Origin of the sequence: Shewanella xiamenensis, from assembly GCF_014647135.1 — a bacterium.
GTDB classification, from domain to species: Bacteria; Pseudomonadota; Gammaproteobacteria; order Enterobacterales; family Shewanellaceae; genus Shewanella; species Shewanella xiamenensis.
Genome location: NZ_BMOP01000009.1, coordinates 119,966 through 146,836, shown reverse-complemented (window position 1 = coordinate 146,836; position 26,871 = coordinate 119,966). Strand labels below are relative to the sequence as shown.

Here is a 26,871-nt window from a genome sequence, read left to right as displayed (position 1 = left end):
GCCAAAGCCTTCGCTGGGGTTTGGGAGGTGCGTATGGCGAACTTTATCGATAGACGGTTGAATGCGAAAGGAAAAAGCACAGTCAACCGCCAACGCTTTATCAACCGATATAAGCAACAAATCAAAAAAGCCGTCAGCGATGCCGTCACGCGTCGCAGTGTAACGGATGTAGATAAAGGTGAAAAAATCAGTATTCCAACACGGGATATCAGTGAACCTATGTTCCATCAAGGTAAAGGAGGCGTAAGAGACAGAGTTCACCCAGGGAATGACCAATTTACCCGTGGCGATAAAATTGACAGACCACCGGGAGGTGCTGGCGGCGGAGCGGGTAAAGGTGATGCCTCCGATTCAGGTGAAGGTAATGATGACTTTGCATTTGAAATCTCAAAGGATGAATACCTTGAGTTGTTATTTGAAGATTTAGAGCTCCCGAATCTACAAAAAAATCGTCTCAACAAGCTCGTTGAGTATCAAATCTACCGTGCGGGATTCACCAATGATGGGGTGCCTGCCAATATCAATATTGTGCGCTCACTGCGTTCATCCTTGGCGCGCCGTATTGCCATGTCGGCGAGTAAAAAGAAATTGCTCAAAGAGTTGGAACAGGAACTGGCAGAGCTTGAAAATATACCTGGAACAAAAGCTGAGCTGATTTTGGATTTAAAAGCACAAATTGAGGAGTTAAAGCAGAAGATTGCTAAAGTGCCGTTTATCGATACCTTTGACTTACGCTTCAACAACTTTGCAAGGCGCGAGGTGCCCTCAAGCCAAGCGGTCATGTTCTGCTTAATGGATGTGTCGGGCTCGATGGATCAAGCGACAAAAGATATGGCGAAACGTTTCTATATCTTGCTGTACTTGTTCCTCACTCGTACCTACAAAAACCTCGAGGTGGTCTATATCCGTCACCATACCCAAGCGAAGGAAGTAGACGAACATGAATTCTTCTATTCCCAGGAAACTGGCGGCACCATAGTGTCGAGCGCCTTGAAATTAATGCACGAAATTCAACAGGCGCGTTACCCTGCCAATGAGTGGAATATTTACGCCGCGCAAGCATCCGACGGCGACAATTGGGCCGACGATTCACCAACCTGTAGGCAATGGTTAGAACAAAAAATATTGCCACTGGTGCGCTATTACAGCTACATCGAAATCACCAATCGTGCCCATCAAACCCTGTGGCGTGAATACGAATCCCTAAAACAACACTACGACAACATAGCGGTACAACATATTCGTCAAGCCGAAGATATCTACCCTGTCTTTAGAGAATTATTTAAAAAACAGGCGGTTTAAGGGGGCTCTATGGGGATTAAAGAAGCAAAAACACGTACAGCCTTAAGCGATGGTCCAGACTGGAGCTTTGAGCTGCTACAAAGTTATTTAAAGGAAATTGAACGGGTGGCAGCAATTTACAAATTAAACGCCTATCCGAATCAAATCGAAATCATCACCGCAGAGCAGATGATGGATGCCTATGCCGGTATTGGGATGCCCATAGGCTATACCCATTGGTCTTTCGGCAAACGCTTTATCGAGACCGAACAAGGCTACAAACGTGGGCAAATGGGGCTCGCCTATGAAATAGTGATCAACTCCAACCCTTGCATCGCCTATCTCATGGAAGAAAACACCATCACAATGCAAGCATTAGTCATGGCGCACGCCTGTTTTGGACATAATAGTTTTTTTAAAAACAATTACCTATTTAAAACCTGGACCGATGCGAGTTCGATTATCGACTATTTGGTGTTCGCTAAAAACTATATCAGCGATTGCGAGCAAAAATACGGTGTCGAGCAAGTTGAAAGCGTGATTGACTCCTGCCACGCCTTAATGAACTATGGCGTTGATAGATATAAACGCCCTGCTGAAATCTCTTTTAGGGAAGAACAAGCGAGGCAAAAAGACCGCGAAGCCTATCTGCAAAGCCAAGTGAACGATTTGTGGCGCACTATTCCCACCCATCAACAGCAGCAACCGTCGACCACTAAGCGCCGTTTTCCCGCCGAGCCGCAGGAAAACATTCTGTATTTTATTGAAAAAAATGCGCCATTGCTGGAGTCATGGCAGCGGGAAATTATCCGGATCGTACGCAAAATGGCGCAGTATTTTTATCCGCAAAAACAAACACAAGTCATGAATGAGGGGTGGGCAACCTTTTGGCACTACACCATTTTGAATCATTTATACGATGATGGTGTTGTCACTGACCGCTTTATGATGGAGTTTTTGCAAAGCCATACGGGCGTCGTAGCGCAGCCTGAATATAACAGCCGATACTACAGCGGTATCAATCCCTATGCCCTAGGGTTTGCGATGTTTACCGATATTCGGCGCATCTGTGAGGCTCCGACTGATGAAGACAAAGCCTGGTTTCCGGATATTGCGGGGAGTGATTGGCTCGAAACCCTACACTTTGCGATGCAGAACTTTAAGGATGAGAGTTTTATCAGCCAATACCTGTCACCAAGAGTGATCCGTCAATTCAAACTGTTTGGCATCCATGATGATGAAAAACGTAACTATTTATCCGTATCCGCCATCCACGATGAACAGGGCTATCAAGATATTCGTAATTTATTATCGCAGCAGTACAATTTGTCTAATATTGAACCCAATATTCAAGTGCATAATGTTGAAATAAACGGCGACAGATCCCTTACGCTAAGGTACGTTCCCAACAAAGATATCCCGCTTGCTAATAGCTACAAAGAAGTGCTCAAGCATCTACACCGTCTTTGGGGTTTTAGTGTTAGCCTTGAACAAGCCAACGCTGATAATAGTATTACATTATTAGCTACATGCCCTGAGCAGCCCAAAGCGGACTGATAATCCGTGGTAAGACAACATACAAAAAAGCCGTTTTAGCGAAAACGGCTTTCATATTTTATTTGACCTGATGTTAACAAGCACCCAGATAGTGAATGCTCAGCGTCAGCTACGAATGCGAATCCTGTTGAGCAATTGAAGACGGCATATCATCACGCAATTGCAGCCACATTTTGCCACTATTGATCCCATAGGTACGCATTAATGCAGGCACATCGAGATAGTTTTTCGCTTTCGCTAACAGTTCTAACTCTTTATAAAAATTAAGTGCCAACTGACGAGCCTCTGGACTACTAAAATAGTAACGCCCAACTCGACTATATAGTCCCTTAAAGCCATTCAAGATTAATACATAAAGCGGATTACCCGATGAGAAAGCTAAGGTATGATGTAACAGATAATCATACTCAGCAAAGGATTCAGCGGTATCCTCTAACTGATGGATTTTAGCCAATACTTCCATCGCAGTATCAGGGCTGTTGCGCAGTGCGCCACGGAAATAAATTGCACTCACATTGGTACGAGCAGAGAGTAATTGGTCCACTAGTACAGGGAAGCCCTCAGGGTTGAGATCTGCAATCGTCTCGAGAATATTCAGACCCGAAGTTTCCCAAAAATTATTGACACGAGTCGGCTTGCCATGTTGAATTTTCAACCAACCATCACGTGCTAAACGCTGTAACACCTCACGCAACGTCGTCCGGGTCACGCCGATCAATTCAGAAAGCTCACGTTCAGCCGGTAAAATGGACCCTGGAGGAAACTTATTTTCCCAAATCGATCTTACAATATACTTCTCTGCAAAACTTGCAGGTCCTTTGGCATTGATAATCATCAGCCCACTTATCCAGTTGTTGTGCTTTAATAATGGTCACTGATCATACCAGAGCGGTAAAAAATGGAAACCATTGACTGAAACTCCCCGCTTCATCAGCGTACAATTGTCACAAAAATGTTTAATAAATCGACACAAATCAATAGCAATTGTACCAATTTTGCCGATTAGCTCCGCTTTTTGAAATCTGGGTTTGAGTAACTCGTTACATTAGCATTCTCTTTAGGCTAGACTGAATCCTAAAACATATGTCACTAACAATAACTTGTGAAATTTAAAACATAATTAGAAGAGAGGATGCCATGCCGATGACAATGAGTCAGGCGTTTATTGGAAACTTCTTAGGTAACTCACCTAAGTGGTACAAGATCGCAATACTGTCGTTTTTAATAATCAATCCAATACTCTTTTTCTATGTCAGTCCCTTTGTGGCTGGTTGGGTATTAGTGCTTGAATTTATTTTCACCCTAGCAATGGCGTTAAAATGCTATCCATTACAACCCGGCGGTTTGTTAGCCATCGAAGCGGTTGCAATTGGCATGACTTCAGCCAGTCAAGTGCTACACGAAATTGAAGCTAACCTTGAAGTGTTATTATTGCTAGTGTTCATGGTGGCTGGCATTTACTTCATGAAGCAACTGCTGCTATTCGTGTTTACTAAGATGATCACCAAAGTCCGATCTAAAATCTTAGTGTCTTTAATGTTTTGTTTAGCTTCAGCATTCCTATCCGCCTTTTTAGATGCTTTAACCGTTATTGCAGTAATTATTACCGTTGCAGTGGGCTTTTACTCTATTTACCACAAAGTTGCCTCGGGTAAAGATTTCTCTGCCGATCATGACCATACTTCAGAAGATAAAAACGAGGAAGGTGATGCCCAACTCAACGAAGCTGAGCTGGAGTCCTTCCGTGGCTTCTTACGTAACCTATTGATGCACGCAGGCGTCGGTACCGCATTAGGTGGCGTGTGTACTATGGTTGGCGAACCACAAAACTTAATTATTGCCGCCCAAGCTAACTGGCAGTTTGGTGAGTTTGCAATTCGTATGTCACCAGTTACCGTGCCGGTCCTGATTGCTGGTATCTTAACCTGCTACTTAGTCGAAAAATTCCGTATCTTTGGATACGGTGCGCAATTACCTGATGCTGTTCATAAAATCCTCTGTGACTATGCAGCCTATGAAGATGCACGTCGTACCAATAAAGATAAAATGAAGCTTATTGTTCAAGCCATTATTGGGGTTTGGTTGATTGCAGGTCTTGCGTTACATTTAGCCTCTGTCGGCTTGATTGGTTTATCCGTGATTATTTTAGCCACTGCGTTTAACGGTATTACCGATGAACATGCCCTAGGAAAAGCCTTCGAAGAAGCTCTCCCCTTTACGGCGCTGTTAGCGGTATTCTTTGCCGTGGTCGCAGTGATTATTGATCAACAACTATTTGCTCCCGTGATCCAATGGGCGCTGAACCACGAAGGCAATACCCAATTAGTGATTTTCTATATTGCTAACGGTTTACTCTCTATGGTCAGTGATAACGTGTTTGTGGGGACGGTCTACATTAACGAAGTCAAAGCGGCTTTGATTAATGGTCAAATTACCCGCGATCAATTCGACCTGTTGGCTGTGGCAATTAACACTGGAACTAACTTGCCTTCAGTTGCAACACCCAATGGTCAAGCTGCATTCCTGTTCTTACTGACATCAGCACTTGCACCACTCATCCGCTTGTCCTACGGCAGAATGGTATGGATGGCATTGCCTTACACGATCGTCCTATCGGTTGTGGGTGTAATGGCGATTCAAATGGGTTTCTTAGAGCAAATGACGCAGTATTTCTATGATTCCCATGCAATTTTGCACCACAGTGTTAAGGAAGCCTTAGCGCCTGCGGCAGCTCACTAACATAAATATCAGAGTTGACTGAACTTTATGAGTTCAGTACAGTCAAACAAACGCCCTATCTTCAAGGGCGTTTTTTGTTGATATGGAGTTCACTTTTGACAGCATTCACTCGCTTTGCCCATTCCCGTGCATCTTGGTTTATTCTGACAGGCTCTGCGATTGTCCTTGAAGCGGCCGCTTTATATTTTCAATACGTGATGAAATTAGATCCCTGTGTGATGTGTATCTACCAAAGACTCGCTGTATTCGGTATTTTGGCTGCAGGACTTGTGGGAATGACGGTGCCAAAGTACCGTATCGTTCGAATTTTGGGTGCACTGGGTTGGGCAATAAGCGCAACATGGGGCCTAAAGCTAGCATTAGCCTTAGTGGATATGCAAAACAATCCCTCACCATTTTCTACCTGCTCGTTTTTACCCGAATTTCCAGCCTGGATGCCACTGCATGAATGGTTTCCTGCCATCATGATGCCGACGGGTATGTGTACCGATGTGCCATGGCAATTTATGGGAGTGACAATGGCCGAATGGATGGTCGTTGCCTTTAGTGGTTATCTAGTGATGTTATTACTGTTTATTGTGCCAATTCTCAGCGGCTCAGATAAACCGTCACTCTATAAATAAGTTTCAATAGGCAGACTTAAGGTCTGCCTTATTTTTATGCCTCTCCATTTATAACTTTAGTCAGTGTTATGACTTAACTTTGATTTAAGCCAATGGCAATTAGATCAAAAAAAGCTAAACTGGCTCAATGATCGCGGCATTTGGACCCCGTATAACATGGATAAACGGCCTATCTTTGCGCCACAAGCCTCGTTAACCCAATGGCAAAAAAGCCTGCCGTTTAAGCTCAGCTTGCTCCAACTCATCATCGCCAGCATACTGATTTTCAGTACTGCTTGGGTCATCCTTAATATCCAGACCCAACAAATCAGTGAGCAACAGACGTTGCTTAATCAGAATCACGGTCAAATAATTATTGCTAAACTGCAGGAGATGACCTCACAAGTCGAAAATCAAGTGAATGCGATTAGTCAAATCGCCATGCTCTACCGCCATGAACCTGAACAGCTCAGTAAAAGTATTCCCGTTTTACTTTCGATAGAAAGTCAAAAAGACATCATCTCTGGTGGAGGTATTTGGCCTGAGCCAGGCGCATTTAATCGGCAAAAGTTCCGTGACAGCTTGTTTTGGGCGCACAATATTCGCGGTGAGTTGGTAGCGATAGACAGCTACAACAGTGATAACTTCCCAAGTTATCATACTGAAGAATGGTATCGACCAACCCGTTTTTTCCCCGCGGGTAAAGTCTTTTGGTCTAAATCCTATGTCGATCCCACAACCCATGAACCTATGGTTACCGCATCAAGCGCCATGTGGGTAGATCATCAATTTATCGGTGCAGCTACCACGGATATTAGTCTAGAAAAACTCAACCAGCTGTTACGCAATGCCATGTTGGATGTCAGTGGCTATGTCGTGGCTATTGACCATCAAAATCAAATACTGGCTTTTCCTAATCGTGATAATACACGCCAATCTCAGTCTGATACGACACACCATTTAATGAGCTTTGATGCATTAGCTAAAGTAGAGCACGCTTTTACTCCTATAGCATCAGCGCTTCAGTTGGCAGATCGCAGTTTTATCGACCAAGCAATTGCTGAGCGCGTTTTTACTCAAGAGCAAATGGATAATCTCACTCGATTAAGCAGCGATAATGAGCGAGAAATGCTCTCTGCAATTGTGAATGACAACGCGAAAAACCATTTCACAACACCCCGACGTATCGCTTCAATCGCATTGACAATGGATCCTGTCCTAAAGGCGCCTTCACTCGTTTCTGTTTTTCTTATGCCCCATACTTATTGGAAAATTTTAGTCGTCACACCAGTCGCGCCGTTACAAGACACCGCTAAAAAACTGATTGAAAAGGTGGGGCTTTCTTTAGTCGCAATCCAAATGCTAGGCCTTATATCCTTGTTCATACTGCAACATAGGCTAATCATGGCTCCTATAATGGAAATGGTCAGAGCGCTTAAACGCAATGACTCTGCCTCCATCGAACTCAAAGCCAAAGAGCGCCATGACGAAGTCGGATTACTCGCAAAGACTTTTTTATCGCGTACTCAACAGCTTGAAATCGCTATGGCGAGTTTAGATGCCAGCAATCTCGCACTGGAACAACAGTTACTTAGTCAACAACATGTTCAACAGGAATTGAATCGACATAAGGAACAATTAAGATCTTTATTAGACTTTGCATCTACCATCATTTATATCAAAGACTTAAATGGCAGATACACCTTGGTCAATCATAAATATTGTGAAGTACTCGGTATCGAACGGCGAAAAATTATCGGTGCCATGGATTTTGAACTCTTCCCAGCTCCTCTTGCTCAACTCTACCAACAGAACGATCAACGGGTAAACCATCGCCACGATGCTCTGCATTTTGAAGAGCCAATACCAACTCCCCGTGGTGAAATTATTTACCAGATGACAAAGTTTGATATCCGAGATGATGAAGATAATTCTATCGGCGTTGGTGCAATTGGCTTTAATATGGATCTCAAAAAGCGCCAAGAGAAAGCACAAGAAAAACTGCTAGAACAACAACAGCAACAAATGAAGGAACAGCAACATCAAACTCAGTTAGCCCAGCAAGAACTCGCCTTAATGAGGGAGCAGATAGGTGAGCTCAATCATGAAATTACACAGCAAATCCAACTCAACCTCAATAAACAGCAAAGTCTAAAACTCATGCAGCACTTCCTCGCCGAAGTGATTAATCAAATGATGCAAGAGCAGGATCGCCTCCTCGCTCAAGTATGTCAGATTCGTCAAGATGAATATGTCGACCAGTCTGCTAAAGCGGTGCATCTCATGAGTCAACAGGCCGTAAGATTAAGACAAATATCGCAGCTATTTACTGATCAACATAGTGAAATACGCCCGCTCCATTTAGCGCAGTTTCTCCAGCATTTGCTCAGCCTATTACAGCCACAATTACTCAAAGCACAGGTGAAAGTAAATCTTAACTGCGATGAACTATTAATTATCGATGGTAATGCTTGGCAATATTTGCAGTTTTTCTATCGATTGCTTAATAACACTCTACAACACGCATTTAAAGAGCATCATCAACACCGCGAAATACTGTTGCAACTCGATAAACGAGGTAATGAATTACATATACTGCTACAGGATAATGGTGTGGGGATCTCGACAGCTCATCTTGAGCAACTCAGGCATGACATACATCAAAGACAATGTACAGGAACGCTATCCTGCCTCAATTTGTGGATAAAATATGAGTTAAATGGCGAGCTAATCGTAAACAGCGAACTCAATCTAGGCACTCAAATCGAGTGCTATTGGCCGTTGGCTACGGTGTAACAGCTCTTTGCCGCCCTGCTGTATGCTTTACAAATTAAGCATCAACAATCCGAGCAGTTACTCTCTGTTACAGTGCAATCACTTTGTCGTCTAGCCATTCCTTAGCCAGTACACGCTCATTTTCGCCAAAGACTTTAACCGGACAAGGCAACATAAAAGCTAACGTATTGACCATAGTCCCAAGCATTTGCGTGTCCGCAATCATCACTACCCGCGCGAAATCACTGAAATGGAACACACTGAGTAAAGCATCGTCCCAAAGTGCTCCAACTGTAACACCCATAAAATCAGCACTAAATTCATACCATAAACGAATACAAGCATGATCCAATAACTTGGCTTCAATGGCCGGAAACAAAATGGTTTCAATATCCTGATGCGTTACCTGACCGGAAACAGCAATGGTTAATAAATCATCGGCATAGCTAGGACATATGGTTAGCATCATGCATCTCCCTTCGTATATCACCCAAAAATATCGTTATAGAGTAAAGATATACCCTGTAAGCAAAGATGCTTAAACAACTGGTGATTTTTCTACGACTCGGAAAGCAAAATAAGCAGAGTGATAGCTTATCTCCCCTAACCACATAGGCTTTTGTGCGAATATCGACAGAAAACAGAAAAATGAGCACAAAGGGTTGTTACTAACAACGGCAATCAATCCAGTGTGAAGAGACAAGCCATGATGGAAAAACCAATATGCAATTGCTGAAGGCAAGGAACGGGATTAAAACACGACTCCAATTCCCAAGAGCTAACGACAAGCAATGGGAGTAACCCGATGACTAGACTCAAACATTAAGCATGGGATTGAAATTTTGCGATCTCTTGATCGAATAAATTTTTGATGAGTCCTGAAAATTCAGTGATAAACAGCGTTTGCTCAGGTGTTGCCCTATGATTGGCTACAGAGGCGAGAATTTCCTCGAGATCATACACAATGGCATCGACCTCACGGATAATGGTATTACGCTCACTAAAGGAGAGTGACGGATTTTGACCACAGACCATAATAATCTGCGCGGATAATTGTTCCTCAAACAATTCCATCACAGTATCGTCGGACACATTTTGGGTATCAGGCGTTTCGAACAAGCCAAGATGCTCAGTCAAATACTGGATTAAATGCATGTAACCGTCTTTATCTGTGACCATTTTTAACCCTTAAAACAACTAAATCGAGCGCCATTAAGGACACTGTTAACATCTAAAAAGCCTCAACATCCACCCATTAAGTGGTCAGTATGAGCATTATACGTCAGCCACCTCATAACCTTATCTTAAATACAACAGCTGACGTATTGATCTAAACCAATCTTATTGTTGTTACTGAGTTAAGGTTAGTACAAACGACACCGGAACGGCTTGGCTAATACTAGATAAACCTGCAATATCACGCAACTTATCAACCCCTGCAACCAAGCCAAATTCATTGGCATTGATAATTATCGGCTGAAAACTACTAACCATCAGTTTATTATCAGATACTTTGGTCAAAATTACCGAAAAAGTTTTTGTTTGCTGTTTTCCATGCAGGGCAATTTTGCCCTCGATGTCAACAACCTTTGACTCATCCACTGCAAGCGCTTTGAGCATTTGACTATCGACTTGGGCACTCAAGTTAAGTTCAGGATACAATGACACTTCAAACAATAAGTGCTGCATACGCTCATCACGCACATCAATACCCGTTGCTACGCTTATCAGCGGAATTGTTAGCTCAAATTGGCCAGTATCCTTCAGAGTACCTTTTAGCTGCTTAAAATGATGAACCTCAGCAATATCCCCCTTTTTTACCGACACGAAACTGACCCTAGAATCCTGCTCAATCACTTGCCATTGGGCAACGGAGCTGAAGCTGATCAACGTCGATAATGCCGCGATTCCTATCCATTTATTCATCGTATCCATCCTCAATTGTGAGTTGTAAGACCCAGCAGCAGCTCCTTGTTATGAAGTACAAAGCTGCTCAGCACTTAGCAAACCGTGACAAAGATCACCTAAGCTTCACTAAAGATACTCTTTTTATTGATTAGCGACCAGTGAACTATCATTTTACCCGCACAAGCCATTTGTCTAAACTATTGGCAAAAGCCTGCTTATCGGCCGCAGACAAAGTATCAGGTCCACCTGTATGTACACCCGATGAACGTAAATCTTCCATAAAATCACGCATCGTAAGCTTTTGGCGAATATTGTCAGTGGTGTAGAGTTCACCGCGGGGGTTGAGCGCCAGCGCGCCCTTTTCGATCACTTGCGCCGCCAACGGGATATCGGCAGTGATGACTAAATGTGTGGCCTCAACATGGTCGACAATGTATTGATCCGCCACATCAAAGCCTGAGCCAACACGCACTTGACTGATATACGGTGACGGTGGCACCCGTAGCATTTGGTTCGCCACCAGCACTAGCGGCAGCGCCTTTCGCTCAGCTGCGCGAAATAAAATCTCTTTAATTGGGTTTGGGCAAGCATCGGCATCCACCCAAATCTTATACTGTTCCACATTAAGCTCCTAAAGCCATTAGGGTGCTAAACGGTCAATCATCCATTCATCCGCTTGGCGAGTGTAGAGAAAGCGGTCATGCAAGCGATGCTCTCCACCTTGCCAAAACTCAATACTTGACGGCTTAACTAAGTAACCGCCCCAAAAGCTCGGCAATGGTACATCGCCCTTAGCAAATTTCGCTTTCATTTCAAAGAACTTACCTTCGAGCACTTGTCTGGCACTCAGTTTGCTCGACTGCTGCGAAACCCAAGCGGCAATCTGGCTATCCTTGGGGCGGGTCATAAAGTATTTCAGCACTTCGGCGGTAGAAAGCGGCTGCGCCTCACCGAGAATCGACACTTGGCGTTCAATCGGATGCCAAGGAAAATGTAGACTCACTTTATTATTGGCCGCAATCTGCTGTGCCTTGCGACTGCCCAAGTTAGTGAAGAACACAAAACCTGTTTCATCAAAACGCTTTAACAGTACAATTCGTTGAAAAGGTTGGCCATGTTCATCCACTGTGGCAACACACATCGCGGTAGGATCACTCAGCTGCGCATCTCTGGCTTGTGTCATCCACAATTCAAATAACTGCATCGGGTTTTGGGGTAAATCGGCGCGTCTTAAGCCACCTTTGGTGTATTCACGGCGAATATCACTGAGATCTGTCATAGGTTTTCCTTTTTATAAGCGCACAATGATTGCTATCGGTGCAATCCGCTGATAGATCAAGTTTATCATGGCTCCGCCAGAAAACCGCGCCCAATCAAGATGAACCCTCAACAAAAACGCCTTGCTAAGCAAGGCGTTTTACTCATCAAATCAAACTTAGGTATTGGCAGCGAGCAGCGCGAGCAATTCGTCTTCGCCAATCACCTTCACGCCTAGCTCCTGCGCTTTGGCAAGCTTGGAGCCTGCAGCTTCACCCGCCACTAAGCAATCGGTATTTTTCGACACACTGCCCGCGACTTTGGCGCCTAAGGCCTGTAACTGCGCCTTAGCATCGTTACGGTTGAGTTGATTTAAGGTACCCGTTAACACCCAAGTCTGCCCCTTCAATGGTTGTTCATCGGCACTTGGCGCTGCAATCGCAGGCCAGTTGACACCAGCCGCAATCAAAGCATCGATCACCTCTAGGTTATGGGGCTGAGCAAAGAAATGCGCTACGTGCTGGGCAACCACTTCACCAATATCTTCAACTTGAATGAGTTGCTCAATGGTAGCTACGCGCAGTGCCTCTAGACTACCAAAGTGAGTCGCAAGGTTCGCCGCTGTGGCCTCCCCCACCTCTCGAATGCCTAAGGCATAGAGGAAACGAGGCAAAGTCGTGGTTTTAGCCGCTTCAATCGCCAGCGCGAGATTGGTGGCAGACTTCATTCCCATACGGTCGAGCATGGTCATCATAGAGGCGGTGAGTTTAAATAAGTCCGCCGGGCTTTGAACCAACTCCTTATCAATCAACTGCTCGACGATTTTATCGCCCATGCCGTCGATATCTAATGCCTTACGGGAGGCAAAATGTTTGATCGCCTCTTTACGCTGGGCCTCACAGAATAAGCCGCCGCTACAACGGGCAACGGCCTCACCTTCTAATCGCTCAACCAAACTGCCGCAAACGGGGCAATGTTGCGGGAAGGCAATCGCCTTAGCATCTTCAGGGCGACGCTCTGGCACTATGGCCACAATTTGCGGGATCACATCGCCGGCGCGGCGGATAATCACGGTGTCGCCCATCATCACACCTAAACGCTCGATTTCATCGGCATTGTGCAAAGTGGCGTTCGATACGGTCACGCCGCCAACGAACACAGGTTTTAGGCGCGCAACTGGAGTCACCGCGCCAGTGCGGCCCACTTGAAAATCTACGCCTTCGAGTAGGGTCATTTCTTCCTGCGCGGGGAACTTATAGGCAATCGCCCAACGGGGTGATTTAGCCACAAACCCTAAGGTTTGCTGCTGGGCGATATCGTTCACCTTCATCACCACGCCATCGATCTCAAAGGGTAAATCGCTGCGGCGAGTCAATATATCTTGATAGTAGGCAAACACTTGGCTGAGTTCGTCGCAGACTTTAATCTCGCTACTGACTGGTAGCCCCCAAGATTTAAGTTGCTGTAATTGCTCGTAATGCGTCTTAGCTAACTCGTGGGAAGTCGGCTCCACCACACCTAAGGCGTAGGCATAAAAAGACAGCGCCCGTGACGCGGTAATTTTACTGTCGAGCTGACGTAAGCTGCCCGCTGCCGCATTACGCGGATTCACAAACAGTTTTTCATCCTTTAAGCGTGCACGCTCATTTAGCGCCTCAAATGCCGCCTTGGGCATAAAGGCTTCGCCGCGCACTTCAACCAATTCGGGATAGTTGTCACCACGCAGTTTGAGCGGAATCGACTTAATGGTTTTAACGTTTTCGGTAATATCTTCGCCCACAGTGCCATCGCCCCGGGTCGCGGCGCGCTCAAGCACCCCATTGCGATACAAAATACTCACCGCTAGACCATCGAGCTTAGGCTCACAGCAAAAACTCACTTGCCCCACTCTGTCGCTGACACGCTTATGAAATGCACTAAAGTCCGCCTCATCGAAGGCATTATCAAGACTTAACATAGGTTTAAGGTGAGTAATTTGTTCAAACTTTGCCAGCGCCATGCCGCCCACTCTTTGGGTAGGCGAATCGGCAGCAACAAACTGAGGATACTCGGCCTCAAGCTGTTTCAGCCGCTGCATTAATCTGTCGTATTCTGAGTCAGTAATGCTTGGCGCATCGTCGACATAGTAACGAATATTGTGTTCATTCAGAGATTGGCAGAGCGCCTGCATCAATGGCTGCGCATTTTCCGACGTAACAGCTTGTGAAAGCAGTTCAGATAGGCGTTTATCGAGTTGAATGTCTTGCATATTCATTATCCAGAATTCTTAAGCATCAAAAAGTTGCAAAAAATGAGGCCGCATTTAGCGGCCCCATCTGTCCATCACCGCGGTCTCGCGGCGGTGCATTAAGCGTTTGCGCGAATGCGGTGTAAATAATCTTGCTTAGTAAACTCGCCCCAAGGTTGACGCTGACCATCGAGCACAACCGCGTCGATATCATCCGCCAATTGGCGCGCCGAGTTAAGCATGATAGAGAAATTCATTAGCGCATCACCGTAGCAAGGTAAAGTCATAAAGAATACGACGCCTTGGGTGCTGAATTGCTCCATATTGTCTGGGTCAAAAACACCAGGTTTTACCATATTAGCAATGGAGAACAACACCTTACCATTACCGGCATTATCCACATGACGATGGAAAATATTCATATCGCCATATTTAAAATTAAGGGTTAAAAAGCAAGGTAATAATTCGGCACCATTAAGTTGCTGGCCTTCTTTCGCCACCACGTGCAGTACGAGTACATCACGTGGTTCACCTAAATCATCATCGGCCTGTTCAACGGCTTTAGGTTGCTCTTCTTCATACGCCTCTTCATCATCAAACAACGCGGTTTGGGTAGGCATTTGCACTTGGGAACGTTGCTCTTCAGCCGCCTTTTGCGCCACTATCGCCGCATGGGATTGGCCAACGTGAGCTTGATTTAAATGCGCTGTATGGCTTTGCAATACTGGCTCTTGGCGCGATGCTTTAGGGCCGCGGTGTTGCTCTTTCACACTCGGTGATTGCAAATTAAAGTCGGGCTGCGCCATGCTTGGTTCTTGCTTAAACAGTGGTTTAGGTTCAACTTGAACGGGTTCCACTGGTTGCGGTTGTACTTTGGCTTCTTGCTTTAAATAAGGGTTAAACGCAGGTGCCTCTGGGGTATGAGCTTCATTCGCTTTACGAACTCTGACGGCGCCAATACCATCGGCGTCGAAACCATCGGCATCGATACGCTTGGGGGCAGCCTCGCCACGCTCTGCCTGCTTTTTATAGAAATTGCCCATCGGACTATCTTTCAATGACTTAGGCTGTTGTCTTCTGATAGACCAAAATCCATGCACCAGCACAGCAACTATGGCTATGGCGCCTAAAACGAACAAAACTAGTTGCAAATCTTCCATTGGTTACCCTGTCTTTCTTCTAGTTATCACGCGTCGGCCATCGCCACCGCTTGCTCTAAATCTACTGCGACTATACGGGATACACCCGGCTCATGCATAGTCACACCGATAAGTTGATCAGCCATCTCCATCGTAATTTTGTTATGGCTGATATAGATAAACTGTACGCTCTGCGACATCTCCTTCAATAATCGGCAGAAACGTTCTACGTTGGCATCGTCTAAGGGCGCATCCACTTCGTCTAACATACAGAAGGGAGCTGGATTCAACCTGAAAATCGCGAATACCAATGATAAAGCCGTTAGGGCTTTTTCACCACCGGAAAGAAGATGGATTGTGCTGTTCTTCTTACCTGGCGGCTGGGCCATGATGGTCACGCCCGTTTCTAATAAATCGTCTTCCGTTAGCGCAAGGTAGGCACGCCCGCCACCAAACACCTTGGGGAACAATCGCCCTAAATCCTCGTTGACCGCATCAAATGTGGCTTTAAAGCGGGTGCGGGTCTCCTTATCGATTTTACGAATGGCTTCTTCTAGTGTTGCAAGCCCTTTATTAAGATCTTCATCTTGATGATCCAAATAGGATTTTCGCTCACTTTGTTGCTCAAATTCTTCGATCGCCGCGAGGTTTATCGCACCTAAACGGATAATTTTTTGCCGGATCTGATCCAAATCACGCTGCCACTTATCTGGCTGACCATCGCTAGGCAGCGAATCAATCACCTGAGCAAGCACAATTTGCTGTTCCGCCAGGGCTGCCAACTGGCTGTCAGCCTGCCCTTTTAATCCCTCACGACGTAACTTTAACGTGCTGAGGCTTTGAGTCAAGCCCTCAAGCTTACCAAGCTCTTGTTTTTGCTTTAATCCTATACTGTTTAGCGTTTCAGTGAGCGAACTTTGTTGTGCCCTGAGCGTTTTAAGTGCCTGTTGCTGACTCTGTTGCTGATTGAGTAGCTGCGCCAGTTGTTCACTCAGCTTTGCCGTTTGCTGATCACCCTGCTGTGCGACAACACTGGCAAGCTGGGCTGACAGTGTTTCCTGTGAGTGGACTAATTCACTGACACGGACCCGCTGTAATTCAATTTGTTCTGTACTCACCGCCATCCGAGTGGTGACCGATTGCAGACTGGCATTGAGGCTCGCTAAGCGGCGCTCGGCATCGCTAATTTGTGCCTTTAGCGCTTGGTGACGGGCTAAATCCCCTTGGGCTTCAAGGCTTTGTTGTTGCTGTTTCTCAAGGCTTAACGCTAGCGCCTCCGCCAATTCATCCTCTTGTTCCGAAAGCAGCATTAACTGCTCAGCCAGCTCGGCTAACTCATTGCGCGTTCGCGCAACGGTTTCTGCTAGTTGTCCCCGTTTAACTTCGCGCTGCTTGGCCTGGGCCTCTGCGTTATTAAGCTGGGTAGATTTGGTGGCTTTATCGAGCTGTAATTGGTGTAAGCGTTTGATACCTTGGCTTAAGCTGTCACGCACTTGGGTTAATTGCTGCGCCAACGCATCGAGCTTTGACTGCTGTATTACCCGCGCCTGCTCACACTCATTAATCGCTTCGCTTAATTGAGTTTGTTCTTTACTCAGTTGCACTAACGATTGGCTATTGTCTTGTTTGGCAATCAAAAAACCTTTGCCAAGCATATAACCATCAGCGGTCACAATTCGCTCATCGGCCGCCAAGCTCGCCACTTGTGCTTGTGCGCTGGCCAGATTATCGGCCCATTTAAGTCCCTTAAGCCAAGGGGCAAGGTTCAATTTTGTCCCTAAGATGGGAGAACCATCGAGATGCGCATCCGCCGCCAAGGCAGCATCGGCATAAAACCCTATCTCATTGGCGTCAACGCCCACGGGCAGCGTCATTAATCCCTGCAGCGCCAGCTCTGCCGCGGCTTCCCAGCCGTTTTCCACTTGAATGCTTTGCCACAGCTGCGGCTTATCACTTAACTCTTCTTGTTTTGCCAGCCATTGTTCAACCAGTTCGAAGCGCGCCCGCATCGAAGTTAAACGCTGCGATAACTGCTCAAACTCACCTCGCGCAACATCTAACGCGTGAGTATCGATAGCCAGAGTGGATTCAAACTCTTGATTAATTTCAACTTGTTCAGCTAATGCTTGCTCTAACTGGGTAATCTCGTCATTGAGTGATGCGCTGTTATCTTCAAGGGCATGCTCATTGAGTGAGGCTAACTCTTGCTGTTGTTCTTGGTGTAACTGGGTTTTATGGGCATTTATTTGCTGCTGATGCGCCAGTTTGCTGCGGTGTAACTCTAATTGCAGCTTATGCTGAGCGGCGGCTGCCGCCAGCACTCTGGCGCTTTCACTTTGCGCCTCACTGCGCGAAACACTCATCTCCCACTGGGCTTGCAGCTCATCGAGCATTTCTTGCTGCAACTCATGTTGCGGCGCAAGTTGGCTAAGCTCTAGCTCAAGCGCTTGAAAACTAGCTTGATAAGCGGCTAATTTGGCTTGGTTTTGGGTGATTTGCTCGCTCAATTGCTCGAGCTGAGTATGTAGCTGGGCGTCGCGCTGCTTTTGGCTCTGCAACTGTTGCTCAAGCTTTGCGATTTCAGTACCCGTTAGATAATAGGCTTCGACCGCCTGCTGCTCTTGCTCGGCTAACTGTGAAAGCGTAACTTGCAGCTCAGTGCTTTCTAACTCACTCGTTTGCGCTAAGGATTGCGCTGCCGCTTGTTGCAGCTCAAGCGAGCTAATCTGCTCCGATAAACTCGCCATCTGGCTTTGCAGCTCTTGGTAGCGCATCACCAGCAATTCAGCATGGGTTTTACGCTCAGCCTGCTTTAGCTCGCGATATTGTGTTGCGGCTTTAGCCTGCTGACTGAGCTTTTCCAGTTGTTTAGCTAACTCACTGCGAATATCCCCTAAACGCTCTAAGTTTTCACGGGTGTGACGAATACGATTTTCCGTTTCACGCCGCCGTTCTTTATAGCGAGAAATCCCCGCTGCCTCTTCGATAAAAGTACGTAAGTCTTGGGGTTTAGATTCGATTAAACGTGAAATCGTGCCCTGTTCGATAATGGCATAGCTGCGCGGTCCAAGCCCGGTGCCCATAAATAGATCGGTGATGTCTTTGCGGCGACACTTTTGGCCGTTGAGAAAATACCAAGATTCACCGTCACGGCTCACCTGACGCTTGACCGAGATTTCTTCATAACTGGCATATTGGCCCGCAAGGCGGCCCTCTTTATTTTCAAACACCAGTTCAACGCCCGCCACTGATACTGGTTTACGGGCGCTGGAGCCGTTAAAAATCACGTCACTCATGGAGTCGCCGCGCAAATGTTTGGCCGAGCTTTCGCCAAGCACCCAACGCACGGCGTCAATCACGTTCGATTTACCGCAGCCATTAGGGCCAATAATGGCGCTTAATGCCTGTAAAAACGGAATTTTGGTGGGATCGACAAACGACTTAAAGCCGGCAAGTTTTATTTGTTTTAATCTCATAGTGCCAGTTAGCGCGTCTCAGTTTAAAAAGCCATCAGGGCGATGGCAGATATCGGTGCAGGCCAATATTAGCCCGAGTCGTGTCATAGAATTCTGAGGCCAACTTTAGCAAAGCAAGCTGCATTTTGTAACGCTTTTTATTGAATTCATGCGGCTTTTAGCTTGTCATCTCGCGACGAGTTGATCACAATCGCAGTTATCTGTCTCCCGCGCTGTATCTCAACTTTTTGGAATGACGATATGACACAGAAATTTCCCTCGCCCTCACAGGCTAAAAGTGGTGTGAATTATTTTCTCGATGGCTTTGGTTTGATCACACGTAAAGGTCTTCGTACTTTTGTATTTATTCCTTTAATGATTAACCTGTTACTTTTTGCCGCCGTAATTTATGTGGCTGTCGGTCAGCTCGATCTGCTCTTTACTTGGATGAATGCCCAACTGCCTGAGTATTTAAGCTGGCTTAACTTTCTGCTCTGGCCACTGGCGGTTGTCACTATGTTGGTGATGCTAGCCTTTGTGTTTAGCTCAGTGATGAACTGGCTAGCCGCGCCTTTTAATGGCTTACTGGCCGAAAAGGTTGAACAACTATTAACCGGCAAACCCATGCATACCGGTTCAGGCATGGACTTAGTCAAAGACTTACCGCGCATTCTTGGCCGTGAATGGATCAAGCTGAAATACTATCTGCCCCGTGCATTGGTATTTTTACTGCTATTTTTAGTGCCAATGGTCGGGCAAACCTTGGCGCCTATTCTGTGGTTTTTATTCAGCGCTTGGATGATGGCGATTCAATACTGCGACTATCCCTTCGATAACCACAAGGTGAGCTTCAAGGATATGCGCTTTGCACTGAATCAAACCCGCGGCACCAGTTTCAGCTTTGGCGCAACAGTGACACTGTTTTCGATGATCCCTGTGGTGAACTTTATTGTGATGCCTGTGGCTATTTGTGGCGCCACCGCCATGTGGGTCGATAAGTACCGTGAAGCCTACCGTAATCCTGTGGTCGCACCTGAATAATCCTCCTTATCGCACTGGATGCATGCCATCCAGTGCGCTTTGGCTCTAACTCAATCCAATTTAAATACAATCCTTGTAACAATTACTCATTCTTGTTAACTCAAAACTTCTGGCACACTGCGCGTAATTTACGGATTATTTTGGGCCCAGTTGTTGAAGACGTTTCTCCCCTTTCTGCTATCGAGCATGATGTTTCTGAGCTTACCGAGTCAGGCCGGCTCAGTTAGCCAATTTCAGTTAACGATTCCAACCTTAACGGATACCGCCGAGATTGATGGTGAATTTGATGAGGCAGTGTGGCAGCAGGCGGCGCTGGCCGAGTTACGCTATGAGACTCAGCCCGGAGAAAACACTGCCGCTCCGGTTTATACCGAGGCCAGAATCTACGCCACCCAAACCAGCCTATTTGTGGCCTTTATCGCCAAAGACAGTCAGCCTCAACGCATTCGTGCCACTCTCAAGGACAGGGATAATCTCTGGGGTGATGATCTGGTGGGGATCAAACTCGATACCCTCAATAACGCACGCTTGGCCTATCAGTTTTTTATCAACCCGCTGGGCGTGCAACTAGACTCGATAGAGAATGAACTCACGGGCGAAGAGAGCGAAGCGTGGGATGGCATTTGGAAAACCGCCGGTAAAATCACCGCAGATGGCTATCAGGTGGAAGTCGAACTGCCATTACGGCTATTCAACTTTGACGATAAAAAGCCCATTCAAGACTGGGGATTTGAGCTTATTCGCTACTATCCACGTAATGAAAACCATCGTCTCTCCACCCATAAAATTGACCGCAACATCAGTTGCCAGCTCTGTCAGCTCGGCGTCGCCACGGGCTTAGCCTCCGCCAAGCAAGGGCAAGATCTGCAAATTACTCCCGCTTTTGTAGCAACTCGCAATGAACATAAAACTGCACATGGTTGGCAAACAGATACGGACTATGAACCGGGGTTTGATTTACGCTGGGGAATGAATGCCCGCACCTTGTTGAATGCAACCATTAACCCCGATTTCTCTCAAGTCGAATCCGATGCGGGTCAGCTCGATATTAACAGTACTTTCGCATTGTTTTACGACGAAAAACGCCCCTTCTTCCTCGATAATAAAGACTACTTCGATACCCAAGTGAATCTGCTACATACCCGCAATATCGTATCACCGGATTACGGACTCAAACTCACCAGCCAAACCGAGCAACACACCTGGGCACTGCTGGCCGCCAATGACAGTCAAGCCACCTTTTTAATGCCGGGTAATTTAAGTTCTGAGGTCGCCTCATTAACAGAGGAAAGCCTCAATCTGGCTGCGCGTTACCGCTTCGATATGGATAAAACCTTTTCCTTTGGGGGTCTTATCACGGCAAAGAGCAGTGCCGACAATCAACTGACTGAATTTGCTGCACAAACCGATGATAATAATGATTACCACAATTATGTGATAAGTTTAGATGCCAAATACCAGCCTACTGAGCAAGATATACTTACTGCTCAGGTCGCCCATTCCCAGACACGTTACCCCACAGCCCTGTACCAACAATTTTGTGGCAATGTGGAGGGAGAACTCACAGAAGGGCTACTCTGCGGTCAAACACCCTTAAACTGTGAATTTGGCCTATGCCAAGTGAATGAACAAGTATTACGTAGCCAATCAGATGAAGATTTTAGTGGCGCCTTGTATCAACTTACCTATGAACACAATGCCCGCGATTGGTTTGCCTACAGCGAATATCACGATGTTTCCCCTCATTTTCGTGCCGATTTGGGCTTTGTAGAGAAAATTGACTATCGCACCTTTATGGCTGGCGGTGGCTTAATTTGGTATCCGCAAGTGGTGTTTAACAAGATAAAATTTGGCGGTGACTGGGATATCACCCACAATCAAGCGGGAGAACAGCTCGAGCAAGAATTTGAGATCTTTTGGGAAATGTATGGCGCACTACAAAGTGAATTGTCCTTTGGGGTAGAAACCCGTGAGCGGGTCGGACCACGCCATAATACAGCGCAACTCGCCGTAATAGGTAACAGCAATCAATATGAGGAAACTCAAGGCTGGCTTTACGGAGCCATTACGCCGATTTCAGCCCTCAGCCTTGAGCTGGAGATCCATTACGGCGATGAGATTGATTTTCTCAATGATAGATTAGGCACAAAGACCTTAATCAATCCAATATTGAACTGGAAAATCGCCAACGGTTTATCGGTGGAGATTTCTCATCTTTATCAACATATGGAGGTCGAGCAGGATAAACTCTTTACCGCAAACCTTTCGGATGTGCGCCTACACTGGCAACTGAGTCTGCACAGCTTTATTCGCCTATCGAGCATTTACACCCAAATCGAGCGTAATCTTACGCAGTATTTGTATTCGTCGCCCGATAGCGAAGCGGCGCACTTAGGCAATGAAATCCTCTACGGCTACAAACTCAATCCCCAGAGCGTGTTCTATTTGGGCTATTCCGACAGTTTAACCTCGGATGATGAACTCACGCGGCTCACTCGGGACGAGAAGACCTATTTTATGAAGCTAAGCTACGCCTGGTTGCTCTAGGCTGAAAGGTTTAGCATAAAGCCCACAACAAGGCTTGTGGGCTTAAATCGGGATTCTAACTAAGACTCATGGATACCCAATAAGCTTGGGCTGGGAAGCGCAATCCCCATTGCGGTGAGATCTGCGCTCCAATGCCGCAGCAGCGCAAGATACGCCTGTTCAAAGGGATAGCGTGGCCGCGGGAATGCCCACGCTGAAGGAAAACACCATTCCTCCTCGCTCTCATGAATCGCTAAATAGGCGGCAAAATCATGCTTTGTCTCGCTCAGCGCAGCGATTAAATTCGTCGCCATCGCGACCCTGTGGACGGAGGTAAATCCCAACTGTTCACCAAACTCATCAAATACATAAGCATCGTACAGCGCTTGCAGCTGCGCGGGATCTAAAGGATCGTAGCGATTGAGTATTTCCCCGAGCGTTTCCTCGCGGTCATAACAATTAAAGGCGCCAAGAAACCAGCCAGGATTGGGATGGAACGGAATATCCGAATCGGGATAAAAAAGCGTCATCGTTATTGGCTCTGGTATCTGAATTGAGGCTATAAAGAAAGTGCTATCAAGACTGCAAACGGTCTAGTACTGATTAAAGGCATTTTCGGTTAAGGTACGGCATCAAGCCGTTTAACCAATGTGCTGATATAAAAGCAAAAGCCCCATTGCTGGCAATGGGGCTTTTGTCGATTTAGCGTTTTTGCAAAATCACACTACCGATGGAGTAACCCGCACCAAAAGAGCTTAATAGCCCTAAATCGCCCGCATTAAAGTCAGCGGAATATTTATGGAAAGCAATCACAGACCCGGCGGAAGCGGTATTGGCATACTCATCGAGCACCACGGGCGCCTGATCGGGCGTCACCTCATCCCCTAGCAGTTTTTTCACCACAAACAGGTTCATATTGATGTTGGCTTGATGCAACCACAAACGCTTAAAGGACTGCGGCGTGAGGGATTGCTCGGCCAGATGCTCATCTAAATGCTGATAAATCATCGGCAACAGTTCTTTAAAGACTTTGCGTCCTTGTTGGTGGAATAGCTTATCTGCCTGATGCGCCGAACTTGGATCGCAGCGATTGAGAAAGCCAAAATTACTGCGAATATTGTTCGAGTAGTCGGTAAAACAACGGCTTGAAACAATGTTAAAGCCTTTACTCGCGGCCACTAGGCTTTGCTCTTCAAGCACCATAGCGGTCGCGACATCCCCGAAGATAAAGTGACTGTCACGGTCACGGTAATTCACTTGCGCCGAACAAATTTCGGGATTAATCACTAACACCCGTGAAGCCGAGCCCGTCGCAATCGCATTGGCAGCGGCCACAATGGCAAAGGTGGCCGAAGAACAGGCAACCTGCATATCGTAACCATAGCCACGGGTACCGAGTGCCCGCTGGATTTCAATCGCCATCGCCGGGTAAGCGCGCTGCGTATAAGCACAGGCAACAATCACTAAATCGATTTGCTCGGCCTTCACGTCCGCTTGTTTCAGTGCCATCAATGCCGCCTCAACCCCAATTTCGGCCTGCATGGATAACTCGTCACTGCTGCGCTCAGGGATAAGCGGCATCATGATTTCAGGATCGAGAATACCGTCTTTAACCATCACATATCTGTGCTTGATGCCCGAGGCTTTCTCGATAAACTCACTGGAAGAATAAGACAGCGGCGCGACATGGCCCTGCTCAATTAATCCAGCATTTTCAAGGTTAAACATATCGACATAGGCGTTGAAGCTCTCCACCAAAGCTTCATTTGAAATACTGTGTGGCGGCGTAAATAAACCGCTGCCAGAAATAACGACCTGTTTCATAGGTGCTCCGAACGGGTGCTTGTTGTAAGGTGAGCAGACGTCGCATTATTCTGTGTTGGCACGGCGGCTAATGCGTGTTCAGCCTGCGCCTGTTGCTGCTCTAATTGTTGCTTTTTATGCATTTGCGCTAAGTCTATCACGACTGTGGAAGATATTTTATCTTGGATCCCCTGCCGATTGGCATCCCAAAAAATCTGGATAAAGCCAAGTAAGCCTGTCGTAAAGCCCGCCGCATAGCCACCATAACGGCCAAAAGCGGTCCAAAGGCTGATTTTAGCGCCATCAAGTTGAATAACGCGAATACCTAATAGTTTTTTACCTAAGGTCTGACCATCAAATTTGGCGGTAAACACGGTAAAGTAAAATGCCGCCCAACCAAACCCTAAGCCCATATCGCTCATAAAGCCTTTAATCCACGCCAGCACACTGCGGGTATCACTTTCCTCCTCATCGGCGTTTTCGGTGTTGTTACTTTCCGTTTGACGCACGGAATTAAGATCTTCATCTGCGGCTTGTTTATCGGTATGCGCGTTAGCTAATCCATCGGCTTGTGGTTCAGACACTGGGTTCGCCCTACGTTCAAGCTTGTCATCAAGCAAATGACTTGGCTTTGGTGATTGTGATGGTGTTGTTGAATCCGTGGCTGAATCGAGAGTGACTTCAAACACTTTCACCTCGGGCCAGAGAGTGCCCGCCATGATTTCATCACGTAACTGCGTTTTATCAGCCTCGGATAAATCCGTGCTAGCTAAAGTATCTAATACCATATCGCGGCGCTCAGGTGCCGACATGCCCTCAATGGGTACATTTTCCAGCGTCTGAGTTTCGAGCGTCTGTTGCAAAGAACGGATTTGTTCACGGGCACAATCCGTATTTTCACAGAGTCCGAGGGAGACAAGGCCAGGAATCGCCTTAACAACAGTCTTACTATCCTGGGGCGCGGAGACCTTGTCGCGGGTGGATTGATTGGATTGATGCAAATCCCACAAATTCCCCGCCGAGCTAAAGAGCATTAACCCTAGCATGGCGGCATAGAGGCCCCATTTGAGAAAGCGGCCAAACTGGCGGCTACGTTTTTCAATATAAATAATCCCCACCACCAGCAGAACAAACAGCCAATCCATTTGTTCGGCTAAAATAGTGATAAATAAACCATCGATTAACATCGCCAGCGCACGCTTAAATGGCGTCGCTAATGGGGTGTAAAGTACCGATTCGGCAATAGTGAATGCCTTAGGGGTGACCATAGTTCTTGGATCTTTGCCCAAGTCCGTTTGTTGTTGCTTCATGTGGGTAGCAATCCGATTCCGATAGAAGTTTTATAAGTGACACATCAAGTGGTTATTCTGATTTACAGGTTATTTTTATTGATGTTAGCAAGAGGTTAACACAGTTAACGTCAGTGCCAATCCGGCTTTGCGAAATAACAGAATTACCTTTAATAACCAAATCGAATAAAGAAGAACAAACAATCACTTCTAAATGCGCCACAGGTGATTATGATTCAGTAGTGCAAACATAGGAGCAAGCAATCCATGAGCAAAATTTTCGAAGACAATTCATATACTATTGGCAACACCCCGTTAGTGCGTTTAAACCGCGTAAGCCAAGGTAAAGTGCTGGCAAAGGTCGAAGCACGTAATCCAAGTTTCAGTGTCAAATGCCGTATCGGTGCCAATATGATTTGGGATGCCGAGAAAAAAGGCCTGCTCACCAAAGATCACGAACTGATTGAGCCTACCTCAGGTAACACTGGGATTGCCTTAGCCTATGTGGCGGCCGCCCGTGGTTACAAGCTGACATTAACTATGCCAAACACTATGAGCCTAGAGCGTCGTAAACTGCTTAAAGCCTTAGGTGCAAACCTAGTGCTGACCGAAGGCGCAAAAGGCATGAAAGGTGCTATCGATAAAGCGGAAGAAATCCGTCAATCAGCGCCTGAAAAATACATTATGCTGCAGCAGTTTAATAACCCTGCAAACCCTGAAATCCACGAAAAAACCACAGGTCCAGAGATCTGGAACGATACCGATGGTGCTGTGGATGTGTTTGTTGCGGGCGTGGGTACAGGTGGTACCATCACTGGCGTGAGCCGTTACCTGAAAAAAGTCGCAGGCAAAGCCATTACTTCTGTTGCGGTAGAGCCCGCTGACTCGCCAGTTATCACCCAGACTCTGGCGGGATTACCTGTGCAACCGGGTCCACACAAAATTCAAGGTATTGGCGCAGGTTTTATCCCTGGCAACTTAGATCTTGAGTTGATCGATCGCGTAGAAACCGTCACCAACGATGAAGCCATCGACATGGCGCGCCGCTTAATGCAAGAAGAAGGCATTTTAGTCGGTATTTCTTCTGGTGCTGCTGTGGTTGCGGCGAACCGCATCGCGGCTCTGCCAGAGTTTGCGGATAAAAACATTGTGGTTATCCTACCTTCAGCTGCAGAGCGTTACTTATCGTCTGTACTGTTCCAAGGCCAATTTGGCGACGAAGAAAATATTCAGTAATCTCATCGCTTGTTGATAAAGATACCCAGCTCCGTC

The 26,871-nt window shown here is 46.4% G+C and carries 20 protein-coding genes; 8 read left to right on the top strand and 12 right to left on the bottom strand.

Features of this window, described 5'->3' with window-relative positions; all coding sequences use genetic code 11:
• Positions 1 to 33 precede the first annotated feature (33 nt).
• Both IEY09_RS10435 and IEY09_RS10430 read left to right on the top strand, forming a co-directional pair.
• Complete coding sequence (locus tag IEY09_RS10435; protein ID WP_037419869.1) at positions 34 to 1,302, top strand: YeaH/YhbH family protein; 1,269 nt, start codon at positions 34 to 36, stop codon at positions 1,300 to 1,302.
• A gap of 9 nt (positions 1,303 to 1,311) precedes the next feature.
• Positions 1,312 to 2,838: a SpoVR family protein gene (locus tag IEY09_RS10430; protein WP_188870969.1), complete on the top strand. Its 1,527-nt coding sequence runs from the start codon at positions 1,312 to 1,314 to the stop codon at positions 2,836 to 2,838.
• Between the two features lie 109 nt (positions 2,839 to 2,947).
• On the opposite strand, the gene fadR is transcribed toward IEY09_RS10430, so the two are convergent.
• Positions 2,948 to 3,673, bottom strand: a complete 726-nt coding sequence (gene fadR, locus IEY09_RS10425; protein WP_037419862.1) for a fatty acid metabolism transcriptional regulator FadR — start codon at positions 3,671 to 3,673, stop codon at positions 2,948 to 2,950.
• 302 nt (positions 3,674 to 3,975) lie between these two features.
• Here fadR and nhaB point away from each other — a divergent pair, with 302 nt between their 5' ends.
• The 3 genes from nhaB to IEY09_RS10410 all read left to right on the top strand — a co-directional run bounded on the left by nhaB (position 3,976) and on the right by IEY09_RS10410 (position 8,975).
• A complete protein-coding gene (gene nhaB, locus IEY09_RS10420; RefSeq protein WP_037419860.1) occupies positions 3,976 to 5,577 on the top strand; it encodes a sodium/proton antiporter NhaB in 1,602 nt (533 codons plus the stop codon).
• Between the two features lie 95 nt (positions 5,578 to 5,672).
• The gene (dsbB, locus tag IEY09_RS10415; RefSeq protein ID WP_055646943.1) at positions 5,673 to 6,200 is read left to right on the top strand and encodes a disulfide bond formation protein DsbB; all 528 of its coding nucleotides are present in this window, start codon (positions 5,673 to 5,675) and stop codon (positions 6,198 to 6,200) included.
• A gap of 156 nt (positions 6,201 to 6,356) precedes the next feature.
• Positions 6,357 to 8,975: a PAS domain-containing protein gene (locus IEY09_RS10410; protein WP_069455202.1), complete on the top strand. Its 2,619-nt coding sequence runs from the start codon at positions 6,357 to 6,359 to the stop codon at positions 8,973 to 8,975.
• Between the two features lie 67 nt (positions 8,976 to 9,042).
• Here the strand turns inward: IEY09_RS10410 and IEY09_RS10405 are convergent, their stop codons facing one another.
• The 8 genes from IEY09_RS10405 to smc all read right to left on the bottom strand — a co-directional run bounded on the left by IEY09_RS10405 (position 9,043) and on the right by smc (position 18,961).
• Entirely contained in the window at positions 9,043 to 9,420 is a 378-nt protein-coding gene (locus tag IEY09_RS10405; protein WP_169547937.1) for a SpoIIAA family protein, read from the bottom strand.
• Between the two features lie 356 nt (positions 9,421 to 9,776).
• Positions 9,777 to 10,133, bottom strand: coding sequence for a DUF3802 family protein (locus IEY09_RS10400; RefSeq protein WP_037419846.1), 357 nt, complete (start codon positions 10,131 to 10,133; stop codon positions 9,777 to 9,779).
• Positions 10,134 to 10,304: 171 nt separating this feature from the next.
• Complete coding sequence (locus IEY09_RS10395) at positions 10,305 to 10,880, bottom strand: YceI family protein (RefSeq protein ID WP_037419949.1); 576 nt, start codon at positions 10,878 to 10,880, stop codon at positions 10,305 to 10,307.
• A gap of 148 nt (positions 10,881 to 11,028) precedes the next feature.
• Positions 11,029 to 11,484: a YaiI/YqxD family protein gene (locus IEY09_RS10390; protein ID WP_055648128.1), complete on the bottom strand. Its 456-nt coding sequence runs from the start codon at positions 11,482 to 11,484 to the stop codon at positions 11,029 to 11,031.
• Between the two features lie 18 nt (positions 11,485 to 11,502).
• Positions 11,503 to 12,141 carry a pyridoxamine 5'-phosphate oxidase gene (gene pdxH / locus IEY09_RS10385; RefSeq protein ID WP_055648129.1) on the bottom strand — a complete coding sequence of 213 codons (639 nt, stop codon included), beginning with the start codon at positions 12,139 to 12,141 and terminating at the stop codon, positions 11,503 to 11,505.
• A gap of 156 nt (positions 12,142 to 12,297) precedes the next feature.
• The gene (gene ligA, locus IEY09_RS10380) at positions 12,298 to 14,367 is read right to left on the bottom strand and encodes an NAD-dependent DNA ligase LigA (protein WP_188870968.1); all 2,070 of its coding nucleotides are present in this window, start codon (positions 14,365 to 14,367) and stop codon (positions 12,298 to 12,300) included.
• Between the two features lie 98 nt (positions 14,368 to 14,465).
• Positions 14,466 to 15,506: a cell division protein ZipA gene (gene zipA / locus IEY09_RS10375; RefSeq protein ID WP_140906623.1), complete on the bottom strand. Its 1,041-nt coding sequence runs from the start codon at positions 15,504 to 15,506 to the stop codon at positions 14,466 to 14,468.
• 26 nt (positions 15,507 to 15,532) lie between these two features.
• Entirely contained in the window at positions 15,533 to 18,961 is a 3,429-nt protein-coding gene (gene smc, locus IEY09_RS10370; protein ID WP_188870966.1) for a chromosome segregation protein SMC, read from the bottom strand.
• Between the two features lie 240 nt (positions 18,962 to 19,201).
• On the opposite strand from smc, the gene cysZ reads away from it, so the two are divergent.
• Positions 19,202 to 19,981 carry a sulfate transporter CysZ gene (cysZ, locus tag IEY09_RS10365; RefSeq protein ID WP_037426752.1) on the top strand — a complete coding sequence of 260 codons (780 nt, stop codon included), beginning with the start codon at positions 19,202 to 19,204 and terminating at the stop codon, positions 19,979 to 19,981.
• A 186-nt stretch (positions 19,982 to 20,167) separates the two neighbouring features.
• Positions 20,168 to 22,528 carry a carbohydrate binding family 9 domain-containing protein gene (locus tag IEY09_RS10360; protein ID WP_188870983.1) on the top strand — a complete coding sequence of 787 codons (2,361 nt, stop codon included), beginning with the start codon at positions 20,168 to 20,170 and terminating at the stop codon, positions 22,526 to 22,528.
• Positions 22,529 to 22,587: 59 nt separating this feature from the next.
• Here IEY09_RS10360 and IEY09_RS10355 read toward each other — a convergent pair whose 3' ends face one another.
• From IEY09_RS10355 to IEY09_RS10345, 3 genes are all read right to left on the bottom strand, one after another.
• Positions 22,588 to 23,037, bottom strand: coding sequence for a hypothetical protein (locus IEY09_RS10355; RefSeq protein WP_069455207.1), 450 nt, complete (start codon positions 23,035 to 23,037; stop codon positions 22,588 to 22,590).
• Between the two features lie 172 nt (positions 23,038 to 23,209).
• Entirely contained in the window at positions 23,210 to 24,331 is a 1,122-nt protein-coding gene (locus IEY09_RS10350; protein WP_069455208.1) for a beta-ketoacyl-ACP synthase III, read from the bottom strand.
• A complete protein-coding gene (locus IEY09_RS10345) occupies positions 24,328 to 25,620 on the bottom strand; it encodes an RDD family protein (protein WP_188870964.1) in 1,293 nt (430 codons plus the stop codon). Before IEY09_RS10345 ends, IEY09_RS10350 begins: the two co-directional genes overlap by 4 nt.
• A 246-nt stretch (positions 25,621 to 25,866) precedes the next feature.
• Here IEY09_RS10345 and cysK point away from each other — a divergent pair, with 246 nt between their 5' ends.
• Positions 25,867 to 26,835, top strand: a complete 969-nt coding sequence (gene cysK, locus IEY09_RS10340) for a cysteine synthase A (protein ID WP_011622282.1) — start codon at positions 25,867 to 25,869, stop codon at positions 26,833 to 26,835.
• The last annotated feature ends 36 nt before the right edge of the window (positions 26,836 to 26,871 follow it).

What these genes read in the sequence shown, in the direction of transcription:
- IEY09_RS10435 (WP_037419869.1), top strand. Translation starts at nt 34, where the DNA reads ATGGCGAACTTTATCGATAGACGGTTGAATGCGAAAGGAAAAAGCACA.
- IEY09_RS10430 (WP_188870969.1), top strand. Translation starts at nt 1,312, where the DNA reads ATGGGGATTAAAGAAGCAAAAACACGTACAGCCTTAAGCGATGGTCCA.
- fadR (WP_037419862.1), bottom strand. Translation starts at nt 3,673, where the DNA reads ATGATTATCAATGCCAAAGGACCTGCAAGTTTTGCAGAGAAGTATATT.
- nhaB (WP_037419860.1), top strand. Translation starts at nt 3,976, where the DNA reads ATGCCGATGACAATGAGTCAGGCGTTTATTGGAAACTTCTTAGGTAAC.
- IEY09_RS10410 (WP_069455202.1), top strand. Translation starts at nt 6,357, where the DNA reads ATGGATAAACGGCCTATCTTTGCGCCACAAGCCTCGTTAACCCAATGG.
- IEY09_RS10405 (WP_169547937.1), bottom strand. Translation starts at nt 9,420, where the DNA reads ATGCTAACCATATGTCCTAGCTATGCCGATGATTTATTAACCATTGCT.
- IEY09_RS10400 (WP_037419846.1), bottom strand. Translation starts at nt 10,133, where the DNA reads ATGGTCACAGATAAAGACGGTTACATGCATTTAATCCAGTATTTGACT.
- IEY09_RS10395 (WP_037419949.1), bottom strand. Translation starts at nt 10,880, where the DNA reads ATGAATAAATGGATAGGAATCGCGGCATTATCGACGTTGATCAGCTTC.
- pdxH (WP_055648129.1), bottom strand. Translation starts at nt 12,141, where the DNA reads ATGACAGATCTCAGTGATATTCGCCGTGAATACACCAAAGGTGGCTTA.
- ligA (WP_188870968.1), bottom strand. Translation starts at nt 14,367, where the DNA reads ATGCAAGACATTCAACTCGATAAACGCCTATCTGAACTGCTTTCACAA.
- zipA (WP_140906623.1), bottom strand. Translation starts at nt 15,506, where the DNA reads ATGGAAGATTTGCAACTAGTTTTGTTCGTTTTAGGCGCCATAGCCATA.
- smc (WP_188870966.1), bottom strand. Translation starts at nt 18,961, where the DNA reads ATGAGATTAAAACAAATAAAACTTGCCGGCTTTAAGTCGTTTGTCGAT.
- cysZ (WP_037426752.1), top strand. Translation starts at nt 19,202, where the DNA reads ATGACACAGAAATTTCCCTCGCCCTCACAGGCTAAAAGTGGTGTGAAT.
- IEY09_RS10360 (WP_188870983.1), top strand. Translation starts at nt 20,168, where the DNA reads ATGATGTTTCTGAGCTTACCGAGTCAGGCCGGCTCAGTTAGCCAATTT.
- IEY09_RS10355 (WP_069455207.1), bottom strand. Translation starts at nt 23,037, where the DNA reads ATGACGCTTTTTTATCCCGATTCGGATATTCCGTTCCATCCCAATCCT.
- IEY09_RS10350 (WP_069455208.1), bottom strand. Translation starts at nt 24,331, where the DNA reads ATGAAACAGGTCGTTATTTCTGGCAGCGGTTTATTTACGCCGCCACAC.
- IEY09_RS10345 (WP_188870964.1), bottom strand. Translation starts at nt 25,620, where the DNA reads ATGAAGCAACAACAAACGGACTTGGGCAAAGATCCAAGAACTATGGTC.
- cysK (WP_011622282.1), top strand. Translation starts at nt 25,867, where the DNA reads ATGAGCAAAATTTTCGAAGACAATTCATATACTATTGGCAACACCCCG.